15 protein-coding genes are annotated in these 19,383 nt (G+C 62.9%); 6 read left to right on the forward strand and 9 right to left on the reverse strand.

Annotated elements, in window-relative coordinates; all coding sequences use genetic code 11:
- Window positions 1–71: 71 nt before the first annotated feature.
- A complete protein-coding gene (locus KTJ77_RS02985; RefSeq protein ID WP_217337026.1) occupies window positions 72–1,109 on the forward strand; it encodes a crosslink repair DNA glycosylase YcaQ family protein in 1,038 nt (345 codons plus the stop codon).
- Window positions 1,110–1,113: 4 nt separating this feature from the next.
- On the opposite strand, the gene KTJ77_RS02990 is transcribed toward KTJ77_RS02985, so the two are convergent.
- The 3 genes from KTJ77_RS02990 to KTJ77_RS03000 are packed head-to-tail and all read right to left on the reverse strand — an operon-like array spanning window position 1,114 to window position 5,142.
- Window positions 1,114–2,259: an MFS transporter gene (locus tag KTJ77_RS02990; protein ID WP_217337027.1), complete on the reverse strand. Its 1,146-nt coding sequence runs from the start codon at window positions 2,257–2,259 to the stop codon at window positions 1,114–1,116.
- A gap of 38 nt (window positions 2,260–2,297) precedes the next feature.
- Entirely contained in the window at window positions 2,298–3,698 is a 1,401-nt protein-coding gene (locus tag KTJ77_RS02995; RefSeq protein WP_217337028.1) for a DUF2079 domain-containing protein, read from the reverse strand.
- A gap of 7 nt (window positions 3,699–3,705) precedes the next feature.
- Complete coding sequence (locus KTJ77_RS03000; RefSeq protein ID WP_217337029.1) at window positions 3,706–5,142, reverse strand: helix-turn-helix domain-containing protein; 1,437 nt, start codon at window positions 5,140–5,142, stop codon at window positions 3,706–3,708.
- A 118-nt stretch (window positions 5,143–5,260) separates the two neighbouring features.
- Between KTJ77_RS03000 and KTJ77_RS03005 the strand changes: the two genes are divergently transcribed.
- Entirely contained in the window at window positions 5,261–7,144 is a 1,884-nt protein-coding gene (locus KTJ77_RS03005) for a phosphoenolpyruvate carboxykinase (GTP) (RefSeq protein WP_217337030.1), read from the forward strand.
- 352 nt (window positions 7,145–7,496) lie between these two features.
- Here KTJ77_RS03005 and KTJ77_RS03010 read toward each other — a convergent pair whose 3' ends face one another.
- Complete coding sequence (locus KTJ77_RS03010; RefSeq protein WP_217337031.1) at window positions 7,497–8,906, reverse strand: HNH endonuclease signature motif containing protein; 1,410 nt, start codon at window positions 8,904–8,906, stop codon at window positions 7,497–7,499.
- Window positions 8,907–9,369: 463 nt separating this feature from the next.
- Between KTJ77_RS03010 and KTJ77_RS03015 the strand changes: the two genes are divergently transcribed.
- The 3 genes from KTJ77_RS03015 to KTJ77_RS03025 are packed head-to-tail and all read left to right on the forward strand — an operon-like array spanning window position 9,370 to window position 12,001.
- Window positions 9,370–10,311, forward strand: a complete 942-nt coding sequence (locus KTJ77_RS03015) for an ATP-binding cassette domain-containing protein (protein WP_217337032.1) — start codon at window positions 9,370–9,372, stop codon at window positions 10,309–10,311.
- Window positions 10,308–11,183: an ABC transporter permease gene (locus KTJ77_RS03020; protein ID WP_217337033.1), complete on the forward strand. Its 876-nt coding sequence runs from the start codon at window positions 10,308–10,310 to the stop codon at window positions 11,181–11,183. Before KTJ77_RS03015 ends, KTJ77_RS03020 begins: the two co-directional genes overlap by 4 nt.
- Complete coding sequence (locus KTJ77_RS03025) at window positions 11,180–12,001, forward strand: ABC transporter permease (RefSeq protein WP_217337034.1); 822 nt, start codon at window positions 11,180–11,182, stop codon at window positions 11,999–12,001. Before KTJ77_RS03020 ends, KTJ77_RS03025 begins: the two co-directional genes overlap by 4 nt.
- A gap of 76 nt (window positions 12,002–12,077) precedes the next feature.
- On the opposite strand, the gene KTJ77_RS03030 is transcribed toward KTJ77_RS03025, so the two are convergent.
- From KTJ77_RS03030 to ribD, 3 genes are all read right to left on the reverse strand, one after another.
- Window positions 12,078–13,523, reverse strand: coding sequence for an MFS transporter (locus KTJ77_RS03030; RefSeq protein ID WP_217337035.1), 1,446 nt, complete (start codon window positions 13,521–13,523; stop codon window positions 12,078–12,080).
- Window positions 13,524–13,699: 176 nt separating this feature from the next.
- A complete protein-coding gene (gene ribA / locus KTJ77_RS03035) occupies window positions 13,700–14,920 on the reverse strand; it encodes a GTP cyclohydrolase II (RefSeq protein ID WP_217337036.1) in 1,221 nt (406 codons plus the stop codon).
- Between the two features lie 57 nt (window positions 14,921–14,977).
- A complete protein-coding gene (gene ribD, locus KTJ77_RS03040; protein ID WP_367948808.1) occupies window positions 14,978–16,009 on the reverse strand; it encodes a bifunctional diaminohydroxyphosphoribosylaminopyrimidine deaminase/5-amino-6-(5-phosphoribosylamino)uracil reductase RibD in 1,032 nt (343 codons plus the stop codon).
- A gap of 249 nt (window positions 16,010–16,258) precedes the next feature.
- Between ribD and glpK the strand changes: the two genes are divergently transcribed.
- On the forward strand, window positions 16,259–17,773 hold the full coding sequence (gene glpK, locus KTJ77_RS03045) for a glycerol kinase GlpK (RefSeq protein WP_217337037.1): 1,515 nt from the start codon (window positions 16,259–16,261) through the stop codon (window positions 17,771–17,773).
- Between the two features lie 22 nt (window positions 17,774–17,795).
- Here the strand turns inward: glpK and KTJ77_RS03050 are convergent, their stop codons facing one another.
- Window positions 17,796–18,668 (reverse strand): Fpg/Nei family DNA glycosylase, encoded by an 873-nt coding sequence (locus KTJ77_RS03050; protein WP_217338299.1) that lies wholly within the window; start codon window positions 18,666–18,668, stop codon window positions 17,796–17,798.
- Between the two features lie 134 nt (window positions 18,669–18,802).
- Complete coding sequence (locus KTJ77_RS03055) at window positions 18,803–19,381, reverse strand: GNAT family N-acetyltransferase (RefSeq protein WP_217337038.1); 579 nt, start codon at window positions 19,379–19,381, stop codon at window positions 18,803–18,805.
- Between the last annotated feature and the right edge of the window lie 2 nt (window positions 19,382–19,383).

Below are 19,383 nucleotides of genomic sequence, written 5' to 3' on the forward strand. Positions count from 1 at the left end.
ACTCGGGAGCACCGCCGTTTTTGTCTGCGGAACCATTGAATAGCGTCGGAGGTGGCGCCTAGGGTGGCGACATGACCGATGTGTTGCAGCGCCGCCTGGAGAGCCATCTGCTTGGTCGGGTGCAGGGTGCGTCGCTCGTCGACACCGCCAGGCACATGATGGCGACGCAGGCTCAAGAGCTGTGGGGTGGCAAGTTTGCGCTGTCGGCGCGAACCGCCGGTGCGCCCACCGCCGCTGACGTTGATGCGGCGTTTGATCGCGGAGACCTGGTGCGCACATGGCCGTTTCGCGGCACACTTCATGTGTTGGCTGCGACCGACGTGGAGTTCGCACTGACGGTGGCCCGTGATCGCATCGTGTCACGCACAACCGCGCCACACCGCGAGAGGTTAGGGCTGGAGAACGATGACTATTCGCGTGCCGAACGCATCGTGCGTGGCGCGCTCGCTGCTGGGCCGCTGACGCGCGCCGAGGTGTTCGACGCGATGCTCGCCGGCGGGCTTGATCCTGCTGGCAACCGCGGCACGCATCTGATCGTCGCAATTGCGTTGCGTGGTGTGGTGCACTGGGGCCCGACGGTAGATCACGTGTCAGGCAGCGCCACCCAGCAACTTCTGAGACTGAACGATGAGTTGCCAGCGCAGACCCCGGTTCCGGAGCATCGTGACGCCGAAATGTACCGCCGCTACCTCCGCGGCCACGCGCCCGCGACGCCGGAAGATTTTGCGTGGTGGAGTGGGTTCACGCTGACGCAAGCGCGGGCGGCTGCCGCAGAGATTGCCGATGAGGTCGACGTGGATGATGCGGGCCGTCAGACACTTCGTGAGCCGGCGGTGGGCGTCGTTGCGGTGGTGCCGCGATCAGAGCAGTTGCTGGCGTCGTTCGATGAGTACTACATGTCGTATCGCGACCGCACGCTCACGTGCGCGCCCGAGTTCATCTCCACGGTGGGGCCGTCAAAGAATGGCAGGGTCGAGCCGATTCTGGTGCGAGACGGCGTCGTCGTTGCGACATGGAAGCGCGATCGAACCATGGTTGTGTTTGACGAGACTCTCACTGCTGGCGAGCGAGAAGCGGCGCTCGCCAGCTACCGCGAGCACATCGCATGACGCGTTAGGCGCGAGTGAGCGCGCGCCTACCCAGTACCGCGATGGCGAGGGCGATCGCGATGATGCCAGCACCGGTCAGGCTCGCGCCCGCATAACCCGAACCCATCACGAGCACGCCGCCGATGGCACCGCCTGCACCGATGCCGAGGTTACACATGGAGTTGATCCAGGCTCCCGCCATCTCTGGGTTATCTTTACCCACTCGAACCAGCATGTTCTGGTAGGTGGAGTTGACCGGTCCGAACGCGCCCGTCCACAGAAAGACAACGATCAGGAGTGGCCACAGCGCCGGGTACGCAATGGCGATACCGGCCTGCAATGCGACGAGGGTTGCAGGCACAAACACCATGAATGCGAATGGGTGGCGATCAAGGTGCGGGGCGACGAGACGGATGCCGATGAAGCCGGCGATGCCGAACGCAACGAGCGCGCCGCTGAGCCAGGGCTTGGCGAGGCCCGCGTCGAGCAGCATCGGGCTGACGTAGGTATAGAGCGTGTAATAGCCGAGAAAGCAGAGCCCGGCGAGGCCGGCCACGATGATGAGGCGGCCGCCGCCTGGCACGAATTGTTTGCCCGCCTCTGCGTCGTGTGACACGGGAGGCAGCAGAATCATCGCCATCACACCGCACAGACCCACGAGAATGCCAAGGCTTGCGAACGTGGCGCGCCAGCCGATGAGTTCACCGAGGGCGGTCCCTGCAGGCAGGCCCAACACGATGCCGATACTGGTGCCAGTCGCGACGAGCGCGATGGCGCGACCGGTTTGCCCCACCGGGGCGATGCGTGCGGCATACCCAATGACGACGGCGAAGAAGAGCGAGTGCGCGAGGCCGCCCAGCGTGCGCGCTGCAACCAACATTTCGAAAGAATCAGCCACAGCTGCCCACAAATTCGAGGTGCTGAAGATCGCGAGCGTGATGAGTAAAAGGGGCTTGCGAGCCACCCGGCGGGTGAGCCGCGTGAGCGGAACCGATGACACGGCAATGAGGCCGGCGTACATCGAGACGAGCAGGCCCGCTGTGGCCTTATTGACTCCGAACGCCGTCATGATGTCGGGCAGCAGGCCGATGGGCGCGACCTCAATGGTGATGGCGCCAAAGACTGCGATCGATAAGACGGTGAGACCGACCCAGGCAGACTTCGGCGACACGGTGCTCCTGCTGATCTGGCCGCCCAGATGCGACTGATCTAGCCTAGTCGGCAGGCCAGTTCCATATCGCCAGACGTTGTCACATGCGTGTACTCGACGCCCGGGTGCAGGTGCTTGGCGACCGCAACCACATCACCCCACTCATCGGGCGTGCCACCGCGTGCCCGGTCGATGACGAGGCAGTCAGGCGCCGGGTTCTTATTGCCGAGCCAGAACACTTCGTGATCGTCGACGAGGTAAGACATGATGCCGATATCGGTTTCTACGCTTGCACCGGCCGGAATATTGGCGATGATGGCGGCCGCGTCGTCAGCCCGTTGCGGGCGTTCCCACGCCCCCGGCTTGAGCGGGTCAGCGAGCGGAAGCTGCGGCAACAGCATGACGGCAACCGTGACGGCGACGGCGACACCATGCTTTGCGTAGCGGCGCAGGAGCGGCCTGTCGCTGGTTGCGGCGCGCTGGATGCCGTCAAGGAGCACCGCAAAGGCGATGGGCATGAGCACCGTGCTGTAGTGCCAGTCTGGACCCCAATATCCTTCGTTCGTGGAGAGAAAGCGCCATGCCAGCGTGGGGAACATGATCACCGTGAGCGGGGAGCGCAGCAAGAACCCTGCCGTGGTTGCCAACAGCAGGAGCACCGTGTGAGTTTTGGGGTCGGCAAACCACGTGTCTGGGTTCGCGAGGAATCCGCCAGGCGAAGCGTTGGAACCGTATGCCCAGGCACCATCGGGGTTCAACAAGGGCAACACGACGAAGATGGCAATCGCGAACCATGCAACGCCCCACAGTGCGAGCCACAGTCCGCGAATCGTGCGCTCCAGGTAAGCGATGACGAGACCGATCATCAGCACGGTGAGGCCCAGGTCTTCCTTCACGAAAACCAGGGGCGCTGCCCACAGCACCGCGGCCCGGTAACGCTTTTCTACGATGGCGCCGGTGGCCCCGGTGAGCAGCGGAACCGCGAGTGCGATTTCGTGAAACTGCGCTTCGACCGCGTACTGCAGACCCCAGCTGAGGCCGAAGGCGAGTCCGAGGAGGGTGCCGCTGATGCGGGAGTGGAGGACGCGGGTGGCGACCGCGGTGAACATGCCAGCGGCAACACCAAAGCAGAGCGCCTGAATGACGAGAAGCGTAAACGCGTGCGGGAAGATCGCGAAGACCGGGGTCAGCATCGCGAGGAGCGGGTGGAAGTGATCACCGAGGAGGTTGAAGCCATCACCCTTCACGCTGACGATTGGTTCCTGCCATTGCGAATACTGCTGCAACAGCTGCGTGAAGATGCTGAGATCCCACGACTTCACCGCAATCTGGTTCCACTGCCATGCGGAATACCAAATGTAGGCGGCGGACACGAAGGCCGTCACCGCCAGCGGCGCAATCCACGGCAAGAATCGGCGGGTACCCGTGGCGATCGCCTGGGCCTTGGTCGTCGTGGTCATGCCGGCATTAGCCGTTGTGGCGATCCAGGAACTCGTAGACCTCGCTGTCGTCGACGCCGGGGAAGGCACCGCGGGGGAGCGGGGAGAAAATGTGCGTGTGCACGCGGGCGCTCGGCCACGCCTTGCCCTGCCAGCGGTCGGTGAGATCCGGGTTGGCGCGTCGGCAGCACGATTCGTCTGGGCACGTCGATACCGCGCGCGACTGCGTTTCGCGGCCACGGAAGTACTTCGCGTCGTCGAAGGGCACACCCACCGTGATCGAGAAGTCTCCATCTTTGGACGAACCGGTCTGCGTGGAGCACCAGAAGGTTCCGGCCGGCGTATCGGTGTACTGGTAGTGCTCGATCGTACGGTTGGTCTGCTCGAACGCGGTGCGCGCCGAGAACTTACGGCACACAATCTGGCCCTCGACCGAACCGGTGACGTCTTCTGGAAGCGGCAGCCCGTCGTTCTCGTAGACGCGGGAGATGGCTCCGGAACCATCAACGCGCAGGAAGTGCAGCTGAATATCGAGGTGAGTGGTGGCGAGATTCGTGAGACGGAGACCCGCTGCTTCGTGGGTCACGCCGAAGGCATCGCGGAAGTCCTCAACGGCGAGGTTACGGTCCTTTTTTGCCTGCTGCAGGAAAGCGGTTGCGGCGGTCTCCGGCATGAGACAGCATGCGGCGTAGTAGTTGATCTCGAGACGCTGGCGCATGAAGTCGGCGTAGTCGGTCGGTGGCTTGTGTCCGAGGAGGCGGTGGGCCATCGCCTGCAGCGCCATTGAGCGCAAGCCGTGGCCACCGGGGATCGATGCAGGCGGCAGGTAGATGCGGCCGTTCTCGATGTCGGTGATCGATCGTGTTGACTCTGGCAGGTCGGAGACGTAGATGAGTTCGAAGCCGAGCTGCTCGGCCATCAGGCTCACGGAGCGGTGGCTAAGCGCGCCTGAGACGTGGCCAGCGAGTTTGAGTTGTTTCTCGGCGAGCTTCTCAATCTCGGGCAGGTAGTTATTCTTCTCCCGCATGCGCAGACGTTGCTCGGTGTTGGCGCGGCGGGCTTCTTCCGGCGTGGCAATGGCTTCGCGCTCGCGGCGGTGCAGCTCTTGATGCAGACCCAACACGGCTTCGATGGTTTCGTCGCTCATCGACTTTGATACGCGAACGGGCGGAATACCGAGCTGGCGGAAGACAGCAGATGTCTGTGCCTTTTCCAGTTCAATCTCGAGGGCTGCGCGGCGGTTCGGCGGTTCGCCGGAGATGAGGTCGGTGACCGCCGTCTCGGTTGCCTGCGCGATCGCCTGAAGGAGCGAGAGCTTGGGCTCGCGCTTGCCGTTTTCGATCAGGCTGAGCTGGGATCCAGCGACGCCGACTTTGGCGCCGAGTTCGTCGAGCGTGAGACCCATTTCAAGCCGGTGGTGTCGAATCCGGTGGCCCAGGGTCGCGAGTTCAATGGCGGATGGCATGTCTTGAGTATATGTAAAGAACCACGATTCTTTCACCTCCATTTTGCCGAAATTACCTCGATCAGTCACGCATTCTTGATGGAGGAGTTACATTCCGCAACCCAAGGAGAAGTTTTTTATGGCTCTTGCTGAAGCCTTCGGAGCTCGCCCGACGCGTGGAGCCCATGCGGCGCCCGCGCGTTCTTTCGGTCAGCGCCCCGAGTATTCGGGGGAAGCTTTTGCTGAGCTGGTTTCCTGGGTTGACGAGGTTGCTGCGCTCCTGAAGCCCGACGCGGTTTTCTGGGTTGACGGTTCCGAGGAAGAAAACCAGTACCTGCTTGATCTGCAAGTGAGCGAAGGCCGCCTCATCAAGTTGAATGAGGAACTGCGTCCTGGTTCTTACCTCGCGCGTTCGCACCCGAGCGATGTTGCTCGCACTGAAGGTCGTACTTTCATCGCTTCTGAGCGTGAAGAAGATGCGGGCCCCACGAATAACTGGGCTGACCCGGTTGAGATGCGCGCCAAGATGAACGACCTGTTTGACGGCGCGATGCGCGGTCGCACGATGTACGTGGTTCCGTTCTCGATGGGGCCGGTTGGTGGCCCGCTTTCGCAGATCGGTGTACAGGTTACGGACTCGACGTACGCCGTTGTTTCGATTGAAATCATGACCCGCGTTGGCAACGACGTTGTGCGTGAGATTGCCAACGGCCAGGAATGGGTACGCACGATTCACTCCGTCGGTGCGCCGCTTGAACCTGGTCAGCAGGACAAGGCGTGGCCGTACAACGATGACAAGTACATCGTTCACTACCCCGAGGCGCTTGAGGTGCACTCGTTCGGGTCGGGTTACGGTGGCAACGCGATTCTCGCCAAGAAGTGCTTCGCCCTGCGTATCGCTTCGGTTCTGGGCCGCGACAACGGATGGCTCGCCGAGCACATGTTGCTGATTCGCGTGATTAACCGCGAAGGCAAGAAGTTCCACGTTGCGGCGGCGTTCCCGTCGGCGTGCGGTAAGACGAACCTCGCGATGCTGCGCCCGACGATCCCTGGCTACACGGTGGAGACGCTTGGTGATGACATCTCGTGGCTACGCCCTGGTGACGACGGCCGCCTGTGGGCGATCAACCCGGAGGCCGGCTTCTTCGGAGTTGCTCCTGGCACTGGCGAGTCGACCAACGTCACCGCCGTTGAGACGCTGTGGGGTAACACGATCTTCACGAACGTTGCGCTTCGTCCCGACGGTGACGTGTGGTGGGAGGGCCTTACCGATGAGGCTCCGAGCGAGCTGACGGACTGGCAGGGCAACCCATGGACTCCTGACATGGGCCACCCGGCCGCGCACCCGAACTCCCGCTTCACGGTGTCGGCTGCTCAGTGCCCGCAGATTTCCGAGGACTGGGATGCGCCGCAGGGTGTGCCGCTGGACATCATTCTGTTCGGTGGCCGTCGTGCGACGAACGTTCCGCTCGTTGTTGAGGCGACAGACTGGACGCACGGGGTGTTCCTCGGCTCGACGATCTCGTCTGAGCGCACGGCCGCGGCTGAGGGTCTTGTTGGCGAGTTGCGTCGCGACCCGTTCGCGATGCTGCCGTTCTGCGGATACAACATGGCTGACTACTTCGGCCACTGGCTGAAGGTTGGCGCATCGCTCCGCTTCGACCGTGCGCCGCGCATCTTCCAGGTCAACTGGTTCCGCAAGGGTACCGACGGTCGCTTCCTGTGGCCCGGTTTCGGTGACAACTCGCGTGTCATTGACTGGATTATTCGTCGCATTGAGGGTCAGGTTGAGGCTGTGGACAGCCCGATTGGCCGTCTGCCGAAGACCGCCGATCTGAATCTCGAAGGTATCGAGGTTTCGGACCAGGATCTGGCTGAGCTGTTTGACGTGAACGCTGCGTCGTGGGCTCACGAGGCAGATCTGACGGAAAAGTTCTACGAGACGTTTGAGGGTCGCGTTCCGGCGGCGCTGACAGACGAGCTCACCGCGTTGCGCACACGCTTGGAGGCTGCCTCCGCATAAAGACTCGTGCAGGCGTCTCACCCTTGCTCCGGTGATGAGGCGCTCGCACGGAAATACGTGGCACCGAACGGGCCTTGCTCCGGTTACCGTTCGAAGCCACGGGAACGATTCGCGTCGGTGGGTCGCCTTGCTCCGGTTAGGCCCACCGACGCGAACATCTTTTTGCGGTGATGTGATGTGCTGCGGTGTGGTGCGGTGTGGTGCGGTGGTGTGATGCGTTGCGGTTGCGATGCGTTGCAATGAGATGCCGCGGGATGCGGCGGACATGCTGAGCTACGCGTGGCTGAGATCGGTGGAACATCGCCTGGCCAAAGTCAGGCGAAGGGGAGCGTGTTGTTAGGTGGCCGTGTCGTTAGGCGGCGATGTCGTATCGGGCGCGGCCGCCGAGGCGTGGGGTTTGTGTCGGGTCGACGGTGGCGGGTGGGATGATCCACACTTTCGAGGTGCGTTTCGTGCCGTCGACACGGATATTCCAGCCATTGTCATGAATACGGTGATGGCAGCTCGTGCAGAGCAGGACCCCGTTGCTGAGATCTGTTGGCCCGGTATCTCGCTGCCACCATCGGATGTGATGCGCTTTTGTCATTTGGGGTGGGAGCCCGCACATGACGCATCCGCCGTCTCGTTCGACGAGGGCGAGGCGTTGCGCCTTCGTGAAGAGTCGCTTTTCACGACCCCAGTCGAGGATTTCACCGTCGGATCCGAGGACTGCGGGGATGACACCGCCGCTCGCGGCCATTTGCCTGCAGGTGCTGATGCTGATCGGCTGATCCGTGCCATCGATCGTCGCGACACCGGTGCCGGTGGTGAGGTCATCAAGGCTCACGCGGACAATGACAGTCGCGCCCGTGAGGGGGAGTTCGTTGTTGTCGCATCCGGTGAGGTGCTCGCAGATCGCGGTGAGTGCGTCGGCTTGGAGTTGCGCGACGGTGCGACGATCGTCACCCGGCATGGTCCACCCCTCGGGAGCGTCCCCGGTGGCGGTGCCTTCGCACGTTTCACTGTGACCGGCGGCGGCGTGGGCGTTGGAGTTGCGGGCTTGGAAGGTCGCAGTGACCCAGGCTTGGATCGCATTCTTAATCGGGGCGCCCGACGCGACGTCGGTGCGGAAGTTCACGAACAAGGAGCCGTCACGTTCAAACATGGTCAGTGACCGGCTGGCACGGGCCTCATCTTCACGTGGTTCGACACCGTCGGGGTTTAGCCAGGCTTCGGCCCGGGTGACGAGTTTGCGGACGTCATCACACGACAACCCCGCAGCACCCTCCACCAGAAGAGCTTCGGCTTCACCGATCTGTTCGGTGCTGGCGTTTAGGCGGGCACGGTCAAGCATCGCGACGATCAGTGACCCGGCGGCCGCGGCAATCGTGCCCCGCTGCAGCGCGTCTTGCACTGCCGGATATTTCGGCGGCAACTTCTCACCGAGCAGGTTCGACCGCGGCGCGGTCGCTTTACCCAGTTTGGTGAGCTTTGACGCATCGCCGGTCGTGCCACCGGTGGTTGCCGCGATCAGCGTCGCCGAGTTCCGAAAACCCTGCTGCTTCGCGAGCCCATCCGGCCCCAACTCAGGACGGGATTCATGCTCGATTCCTGCAGCGACTTCCGCGCGGAGCCCGTCAAACCTTCGTTGCAATGTTCCCATCGCGGCATTCACCGCCAGTAACTGCGTGCGGGTTAAATCGGTGCCACATTCCGCATCGCACCACGCCGACTCGAGCGCCGCAACGGCTTCGAGAAGAGGGGTGAGGTGTGGATTGGTCATACCCCCATTTTAGAACACAGATTCGAATGACGCAAGGGTTTTATGAAGAAAGTTGCATTTGAGTATAGGAGCTAGGTTCTAGTGAATTTGGCAAGTTGCGGAGAGATCGCGTAAGCGAGGGCCAGAGTCGGGCGGGATCGGTGGAGCGGGTCATGGCGTCGGCAGGCGATTCCTATTTTCGATAGTTGGCACGCAGTGTCGGTCGGCAACGCACAGTGCGGAGGAGTGACGCACGGTGTCAACGAGCAGCGCCTCATGTCAGCGAGGGATTCGTCGTGCCAGCAAGCGATACGCAGTGCCGGCGAGTGGCGCACGGCGTTGGCCAGTGAAGGGGAAGTGCAGCGCCGGGCGAGCGATTCACAAACTCAACCCACGCATGACACGACGACAGCTCCCGCGGGCCAAAGCAGGCACCCACCCACATCCCGTATCCAATGTCGGTGCATCTTGGTAAGTTTTCTCCGTGCCAGAAGCAGTGATTTCAGCGCGGAACCTGCGCAAGACCTACGCCGTCAAGGGCAAGCCTGAGTTCGTCGCCGTCGACGACCTCACGTTTGACGTGGCGCCGGGCGAGTCCTTCGGCCTACTCGGCCCGAACGGAGCAGGCAAGTCGACCACAATGAAGATGATTGGCGCCGTCTCCACCCGCACGTCCGGCGACCTCAGCATCCTGGGCCTTGACCCCAATGACTACGGTCCGGAGATTCGCTCCCGACTCGGCGTGGTTCCGCAATCCGACAATCTCGACGCCGAGCTCAACGTGCGCGAAAACCTCTATATGTACGGGCGATACTTCGGATTCTCCGGAGCCGAGTGCCGGCGCAAGGCTGACGAGCTCCTCGCGTTCGCGCAGCTCGAAGAGAAGGTAAAAGCGAAGGTCGATCACCTCTCCGGCGGCATGAAGCGGCGCCTCACGATCGCACGCGGCTTGATCAACGACCCGCGCATTCTGCTGCTCGATGAGCCGACAACGGGGCTCGACCCGCAGGCTCGTCACGTGCTGTGGGATCGCTTGTTTCGTTTGAAAGAACGCGGAACCACGCTGGTGCTGACAACGCACTACATGGATGAAGCGGAACAATTATGCGATCGTCTCATCGTGGTCGACAAGGGTGCGATCATGGCGGAAGGATCACCAGCGTCGCTCATTCGCAGCTACTCGAGTCGTGAGGTTCTCGAAGTACGGTTCGGGTCTGAGAAGAACTCCGAAATCGCGCCGCATCTCGAAGGCATTGGAGATCGCGTTGAGGTGCTTCCCGATCGCGTCCTGATCTACACCAACGACGGTGACGGTGCGCTGAATCGTATCGTCGAACTCGGGCATCATCCGCTCACGTCCCTCGTGCGCCGTTCCAGCCTCGAAGACGTTTTCCTGCGTCTCACCGGACGATCGCTGATCGAATGAGTACTGACCGGTCCAGCGCCACATCGCGGGCGCAGCACCCCACCCTCGACGAACTCCGCGCCGAGGCGATCCGCGCTGCGCGCAAGCCCCGTGCATTCGGCTGGTTTTACGTGCTTGAACACATGGTGCGCGCGATGCGAGCGTACGGGTGGACGATTGTCGCCAGCGCCCTCGGTCAACCCCTGCTCTATCTGTTCGGGTTGGCGCTCGGCCTGGCGGCCCTGATCTCCACGCCTGTCGATGACGGCGGAGTCTCGGTACGCTACCTGGTGTTCGTCGCGCCCGCCCTCATCGCCGCCGCCACGATCGCGGTCGCCACCGAAGAAATGACGTACCCCGTGATGAGCGGGTTTAAATGGCGGCTCTACTTCTTCGGATTCTCCGCATCGCCCATTTCCAGCGCGCAAATCGCCACAGGCGTCGCCCTCGCACCGGCGTCTCGCATGCTGGCAGCCGCGGTTCCGTATTACCTCATCGTGTGGATCTTCGGCGGCGTCGAAACCCCCGCCACGGGGTGGCTCGCGATCGGCATCGGCGTGCTCGCCGGTCTGGCATTCGGCACACCCCTGATGGCCTACGCCGCGAGCATTGAAGATGACAAAGGCCAGTTCGCCCTCGTGCAACGATTCATCTTCATGCCGATGTTTCTCTTCTCCGGCACGTTTTACCCACTCACCAACCTGGAATGGTGGCTCGCCTGGATCGGATGGATATCACCGCTCTGGCACGCCTCCGAGCTCGGGCGCATGGCCATGTACGGCAAACCTATCGGTACCGGCATGATGTGGATCCACATCGCCTACCTCGTCATCCTCGCCGTCGGCGGGTACCTCATGGCCCGACGCATGTTCTCGAGAAGGCTCGAGAAATGACCCTGACAGAAAGCGGAACCAGAAGGCGCGCTGGCGGCGTACGGGCGCTGTGGGCAGGCAACCCGCTTGCTGTCGTGCAGCGGGGCCTCGTCGCGGCGCGCTCATCGAGCTGGGCTGTCGTGCTTTCCGGATTCTTCGAGCCGGTGTTCTACCTGGCATCGATGGGCATCGGGTTGGGGAGCATGATCGGGCTCATCACCCTCGCAGACGGCACAAAAGTCGAATATGCCGCCTTCATCGCGCCAGCGCTGCTCGCCGTCAGCGCCATGAACGGCGCGATCTACGACTCCACGTGGAACGTCTTCTTCAAACTCAACTACGGAAAGCTCTACGAGGGCATGCTTTCTACGTCCCTCGGCCCGCTCGACGTGGCCCTGGGCGAGATCATGTACGCGATGCTTCGCGGGCTGGTTTATGCCAGCGGCTTCCTCATCATCATGCAGGTCGCGGGGCTCAACCTGTCATGGACGGCCGTGCTCGCGTTGCCAGCGGTGCTCCTCATCGCGTTCGGCTTCGCAAGCCTCGGCATGGCCGTCACGAGCTACATGAAAACGTTTCAGCACATGGACTGGATCAACATGGTGCTCCTGCCGATGTTCCTGTTCTCGGCGACACTCTTTCCGATCACCAACTACCCCGAGTGGGTGCAGGGCATCATTCAGGCCTTCCCGCTCTGGCACGGTGTCGAACTCATCAGGGGGCTGACCACCGGAGCGCTGCACATGGGCATGCTCTGGCACGTCGTCTACTACCTCGTGATGATCGCGGTCGGGCTGCTGTTTACGACGAAGCGGTTGCGGGCACTGTTCCTCGACTAGCGGCGAATCTGCCCACGCATACGAATGGAGGGGCTGGTACCCCAACGGATACCAGCCCCTCCATTCGTACGATCGACTACGGCAAAGCGGCCGAAGAAACGTCGCCAGTCTCGCTGGCACCACCAGTTTCTTCTCCGGCGTCGCCTGCGAAATCGGAGTCTTTCGTCTCGCGCATCAGGATCGCGGCAATCAGCGTGAGCACCGCCATCACCGAAAGGTACACGCCGACGAGCCACGGGTTACCGCCCGCAGTGCCGAGCAACGCCAGGGCAATGATCGGAGCCAGCGCTGCACCGAGAATCGATGACACGTTGTAGGCGATGGCCGAGCCGGTGTAGCGAACGTTGGTCGGGAACAGCTCAGGCAACAGCGCACCCATCGGGCCAAACGTCAGACCCATCAGGGTGAAGCCGATGATCAAGAAGGCCAGCGTCAACCAGAACGTGCCAGCACCTGCCGGATTCTCGCGCGGCATCAGGAAGAACGAGAACGTCAAACCAAACAGCACGATGGCAGCCGTCACCCAGATCAGCGTCTTGCGGCGACCGAAGCGATCAGCCAACGGTCCGGAGATCATCGTGAAGACTCCGAAGAACACCACACCAACGATCTGCATCAGCACGAAGTCGGTGTAAGCGAAGCCCTGGCCAGGAACGAAGGTTGCGGGGTCGCCGCCCGCGGGCAACGTCTGAGGCTTCGTTCCAAACGTCAGCGTGAAGTTTGTCATGAGGTAGAACAGCACGTAGGTCGCCAGCATCAGGAACGTACCGAGAATCATCTGCCACCAGTAGCGGCGGAACGCCTCAGCGACCGGAACCTTGCGGATGGTTCCCTTCGATTCCGCCTTCTTGAAGGCATCCGACTCGACCAGCTTCAAACGCACCCACAGGCCGACAATGACCATGATGGCGCTGAACCAGAACGGAACGCGCCATCCCCAGTCCAAAAACGCCTGCGACTTCTGCATGGGGTCGTCGGAGGGGAGGGCGAAGTTGATGAACAGGAACAAACCGTTGGCGATGATGAAGCCGAGCGGTGCACCCAACTGCGGGAAGGTTCCGTACCATGCGCGCTTTCCGGCAGGCGCGTTCTCCGTCGCCACGAGCGCCGCACCCGACCACTCACCACCGAGCGCGAAGCCCTGCGCGAGACGGAGCAGGAGCAGGAGCGCGGGAGCCCAGAAACCGATCTGGTTGATCGTTGGCAGGCAACCGATGAGGAAGGTCGCGACACCCATCGTTAAAAGTGAAGCGACGAGCGTCGCCTTGCGCCCGTACTTGTCACCAAAGTGACCGAAGATCACCGCGCCGATGGGGCGAGCGATCATCGCCGCGCCGAACACCGCGAACGACGCGAGAAGCGACGCGGTGGGGTCGGAACTGGGGAAGAACAAAACGGGGAAGACCAGAACGGCCGCCGTCGCATAGGCATAGAAGTCGTAGAACTCGATCGTGGTACCGATCAAGCTCGCGGTGATGACGCGGGAGCGTGAGTTCGCAGGTTTGGTGGATGTCGTCGACATGATTCCTCTTCGAATTTCAAGTGCGTGTCGGCGTCGGACACGGCGGTGAAGGGGAACCTCAGGCACAGGGGTATTGTGCCTGGCGGCTCAACACTGCGTCACCTCATCGTCGGATTGGTGCCCGACAACGAAACAACCCTACTCCTGTCAGGCGCGAGCGCCTACTTGAGCGGCGATTACTCCGCGTCGGTGCTCGGCGGCGTTGCCGCCATAGCTGCTTCGAGGCGTCCGTCGGCGATGATGTGCCCCATGCGGTCACGCTTCGTCTCGAGGTATCCGTGGTTGTTCGGCCCCACCCCGACGACGAGCGGAACCTGTTCCACGACCGTCAGACCAAGATCAGTGAGCTGAGCCACCTTGTTGGAGTTGTTCGTGAGGAGCCGCACGTTCTGTACGCCCAAATCTTGCAGCATGGCGGCTGCCGCACCGTAGTCGCGCGCGTCGGCAGGCAAGCCGAGCGCGAGGTTGGCGTCGAGAGTGTCCAGACCCTTTTCTTGCAGGCTGTACGCGCGCAGCTTGTTGATCAGGCCAATACCGCGACCCTCATGACCGCGCATGTAAATGACGACGCCGCCGGAGGCATTAATCGCCTGCAGTGCCGCATCGAGCTGCGGGCCACACTCGCACTTTTGCGACCCAAACGCTTCACCCGTCAGGCACTCCGAGTGCACACGCACGAGCGCGGTATCGGTGAGCTCGCCAGACACGATGGCGAGATGATCCATGCCCGTCACGTGATCCTTGAACGCGAGGAAGCGGAAGGTGCCGTGATTGGTCGGAACCGTGGCCTCGGCCCGCAACGATACCCGGCGGGGTCGGGGAGTCGGTTCGCTACCGTCGGTTGCGTGCTGCCGCCGGTAAGCGACAAGATCGGCGATCGAAACGATCGGCCAGTCGCGCTCGGCGGAGAGCGCGAGGAGCTCGTCCGGGCGCAGGGTCTGGCCGTCTCGGGCCACCAACTCGGCCAGCGCGCCGACCGGGGTCAGCCCCGCGAGCTTGAGGAGATCAACTGTTGCTTCCGTGTGGCCGGCGCGAGCGGTGACGCCACCCTCAGCCGCGATCAGCGGCACCAGGTACCAAGGGCGGTGCTCCAGAGCGCTGTCGGTTGCCGCAATTGCGCGCAGCGCTTCTGCACGAATTTCAGCGTCGGCTCCGGCTGCTGGAGCCAGCGACGGCGACGTCGGGGTGAGCTTCAACACGGCAGCATGCTGCGGGCAGACAGGCAGACCGATCAAACCGCCCATCCAGTGGCCCATGCTGGCAAGCGTCTCGGTCGTAGCCGTCTCAGCTGCCAACACGACGCTGCCCTCAGACTCGCGCAGCTCGTCGTCAATGACAATGACGGGCGTGCCAGCACGAAGAGCATGAAGGGCGTCAGAAATGGGGGACAGGCTCACAGCGAGCCTCCTTTAAAGCGAAGGGTGGGCAAGGATGCGGGTTTGGTGGCGGGATTGCTAACCGGAACCATCAGCACTCGCCTCACGGGTCACACGTATCAGAATATCCTCGCCCAGAATTGTCACCTCGGGGCGGTGAAACCGCATAATGTCGGCGATCGTGCCAATTCCGATCTCATCAAGCGCGACATGGGGCCCGCCGAGGAGCGCGGGGGCGACATAGACCAGCAGTTCATCGACGAGGCCAGCGCGCAAGAAGGCGCTGGCAACGGTGGGACCACCCTCGATGAAAACGGAGTGAATGCCGCGTTCGTGCAGGTCGGCAACAATCACAGCGGGGTCGTGTTCGCGCACGTGAATCATCTCGCGCGGGTGCTGGCGCACGCGGGCGGAGGGCGGAACCTCGCGGTGGCCGACAACGACGGGTTGCGGTTGGGTGGGGAGCAGGTTGTCACCATCGCGCGCCGTCAACGCGGCATCGTCAGCCAGGATGGTTCCGATGCCCGCGACAATGGCGTCCGCTGCGGCGCGACGGCGGTGCACGTCGGCGCGGGCGGCGGCGCCGGTAATCCACTGGCTGGTTCCGTCGGCTGCGGCAGCACGACCATCGAGGGTCTGCGCCCACTTCACCGTCACGAACGGTCGACCGAGTCGTGTGCGCGTGAGCCAAGACGCGATCAGCTCACGGGCTTCACCTTCACGCAGGCCCTTTTCCACGTCGACGCCGGCGGCACGCAGCCGCTCGGCACCGCCGCCTGAGACCGCGCCCGGGTCGCTCGTGGCGTAGACAACGCGGGCGATTCCGGCGTCGATGAGCGCGAGTGCGCAGGGGCCGGTGCGACCGGTGTGGTTGCAGGGCTCAAGCGTGACGACGGCGGTCGCTCCGCGAGCCTGGCCAGCGTCGAGCTGAGAAAGTGCGTCTACCTCGGCGTGAGCGGTGCCGCTGCCACGGTGGTAGCCGGTGGCGAGCACCGACCCATCTGCGGCCAGAATGACGGCGCCCACCTGAGGGTTGACCCCGCGCGGCCCCTGGGCGGCGAGCGCGAGCGCCTGCGCCATGGCGGCGTCTTCTGCTGCAGTCGTGCTCACTGGTCCTCGTTCGGGTCGGCGTCGGCGAGCGCGAAGCGCACGCACGTTCGAGTGTATTCAACGCCGCCGACGCTCAGTCATTCCCAAACCACGCAATTATCCCGAAACACATTTTGGTCGGCGAAACACGCACGGGCCGCATGTTTCTCGCCGACCAAAATGTGTTTCGCATGCTGAGGGTGGGGGAATGGGCACGCTCGCACGGTGGCATCCGGCTAACCTCGAATGACACAGGACGATGGAGTACACGTGAGCACCTACATCATGGCGATCGACCAGGGGACGACGTCGAGTCGTGCAATTCTTTTTGACCGCAGCGGAACCATTGTGTCGTCCGGTCAGAAAGAGCACAGGCAGATTTTTCCGCGCCCAGGCTGGGTCGAACACGACGCGATGGAAATCTGGGGCAATGTTCGCGAAGTCATCGGCCAGGCACTCGCAAAAGCCAACGTGACGCGTCACGATGTCGCCACTATTGGCATCACGAATCAGCGTGAAACCGCGGTGATATGGAACAAGAACACGGGCAAGCCGATCGCCAACGCCATCGTGTGGCAAGACACCCGCACGCAAGACATCGTTGATCGGCTGGCGGCCGATGGCGGCCTCGACCGCTTTCAGGCTCAGGTCGGTCTCCCGTTAGCGACGTATTTTTCGGGAACGAAGATCGCGTGGCTTCTCGACAACGTTGCGGGTGCGCGCGCCGCTGCGGAGCGCGGCGAGCTTCTGTTCGGCACGACGGATACCTGGGTGCTGTGGAACCTCACAGGCGGCGTCAACGGCGGCGTACACGCGACAGACGTCACGAACGCCTCCCGCACGATGTTCATGGATCTCCAAACCCTGCAGTGGGATGACGAGATCTTGGCCGCGTTTAACGTGCCACGCTCGCTGTTGCCCGAAATTCGCTCGTCGAGTGAACTGTTCGGTGAAGCGTCGTCGCAGAGCTTGATGCGTGGTACCCCGATTACCGGCATTCTCGGCGACCAGCAGGCCGCCACGTTTGGCCAGGCCGCCTTCCGCGCTGGTGAAGCGAAGAACACCTATGGCACGGGCAACTTCCTCATCTTTAATACGGGGGAGGAGATTGTTCCGTCCCGCAACGGCTTGCTCACGACCGTCGCATACAAGCTCGCGTCAGAGCCTGCCCGCTACGCCCTTGAGGGGTCCATCGCCGTCACCGGATCGCTCGTGCAGTGGTTGCGCGACAATCTCGGAATCATTTCCTCATCGAGCGAAGTGCAGACCCTGGCCGACACCGTCGAAGACAATGGCGGAGCGTATTTTGTGCCTGCGTTCTCTGGCCTTTTTGCGCCGTACTGGCGACCGGATGCGCGCGGTGCGATTGTCGGCCTCACTCGATACGTCACAAAAGCGCACATTGCGCGCGCGGCGCTTGAGTCCATCGCGTACCAAACCCGCGACGTTCTCGGGGCGGTGAACGCTGACGCTGGCGTTGAGCTGAGCGAGCTGCGTGTCGATGGCGGCGCCACCGCGAACGACACCCTCCTGCAATTCCAAGCTGACATTCTCGGCGTCGACGTGGTGCGCCCTGTCGTCGCTGAGACGACCGCGCTCGGAGCGGCGTACGCCGCAGGCCTGGCGATCGGATTTTGGGAATCCCGCGAAGAACTCGCGCAGCACTGGAAACAGGATCGACGATTCACGCCGGCGATGGAACCAGAAGAGCGGGAGCGCCTGTATCGCAATTGGCAGAAGGCAATCACGAAAACGCTGGACTGGGTCGACGACGACGTGCGATGACGTGCGGTGCGCGTAACAGCGGCTACTTCAGTAGCCGCGACAGCCGCCGATCCGCAAGGATCTTGCCACCGGTCTGGCACGTCGGACAGTATTCAAGGCTGCGGTCGGCAAAGTAGACGCTCCGCACCGTATCGCCACACACCGGGCACGGCTGACCTGTGCGGGCGTGTACGGCGAAACCGGCGCGCTTGGCGTCTTTGAGTTCGGCAGGTGGCTTGCCTGACGCGTGCTCGATCGCATGGCGCAGGGTATCTTTCATGGCCGTGTAGAGCGTCGTGATGTCGTCGTCGCTGAGGGCCGCTGCCGATGCGTACGGGGACAGCCGCGCGGCGTGCAGAATCTCATCGGAGTACGCATTGCCGATGCCGCCGATCAACGATTGGTCGCGCAGCACGCCCTTAATCTGGGTGCGTCTGTCGCGGAGAATATCGGCGAAGCTCTCGCGCGTGAAGTCAGCGGCGAGCGGATCGGGGCCGAGCGTGCGGATACCGGGCACGACCTGCGCGTCACGCACCACGTACACCGCCAGCGACTTCTTGGTTCCGGCTTCTGTCAGATCAAAACCCGAACCATCGCTAAACACCACCCGCAGGGCGATCGGGGTCTTGCCTGGCTTAATGACGGCGGGGGAGATCTGCTCGGCGAAACGTAGCCAGCCCGCCTTCGCGAGATGAAACACCACATGGAGGTCTTCATCGGGGCTGAACAGCGAAATATCGACGAACTTGCCGTGGCGGGTGACATCGCGAACCACGGAACCACGAATCGCCTCGAGCGGCGGATCAAACGTCTTCAGCGCAGAAATTGCCGCCAGATTCACGCGCGTAATGCTCACGCCGCGAAGACGCGTCGCAAGAAAATCGGCGAGCGCCTGCACTTCTGGCATCTCCGGCATGCGCCCCATGATGCCACCAACTTCCGACATCCGTCAGGGTGTGCTCGGCCACTCTTACCGGGGTAGCCGGGCGCTTCTCAATCTCTTCGCGGACGCCGCGAAGCGCCCGGAAACCTGCCCGCACCCGGAGCGGCTTAACGCGCGAGGACGGGCCACGGAGTGCGCTTGCGGGCGTCGTGAAACAGCAACCCGGCAACCCACGCATCGACTCGGCCGCGCGGCGTCAGCATCGCCCCGCGCCGGAGCCCCTCGTATTGGAAGCCCAGCGCGCGAGCGGTCCGCGCCGACGCGACATTGCCGACCGCGCCGTTCCACTCGATGCGATCCAGCAGCATGCCGTCGATGGCAAAACCGTCGTCGATGACAGCGGCAGCGGCCTCGGTCATATAGCGCTGGCGTCGCGCGTCAGCGGTGATCCAGAAGCCGAGTTCTGCAGTGTCAGGAGTTGACCGTGTCAACGACACCACACCCAACAGCCGGCCCGATGCGCGGATCACCCAGTGCCGGGCGCGATCATCCTGCTCAGCCTGGGTAGCGTGCGCGACAAACCACTCCGCATCCGCCCGCTCGTAAGGCGAAGGCAGCGCCGTCCATTCCCGTAGCGTAGGGTCTTGGCAAGCGTCAACAATATCGTCGATATCGCGCGCAGAAGCGAGCGTCAACACCAAACGTTCGGTCGTGAGCGGGGCGATATCGACGGCCGAAGCCGTCACGA

Origin of the sequence: Microbacterium sp. NC79 (assembly GCF_019061125.1) — a bacterium.
Lineage (GTDB): Bacteria > Actinomycetota > Actinomycetes > Actinomycetales > Microbacteriaceae > Microbacterium.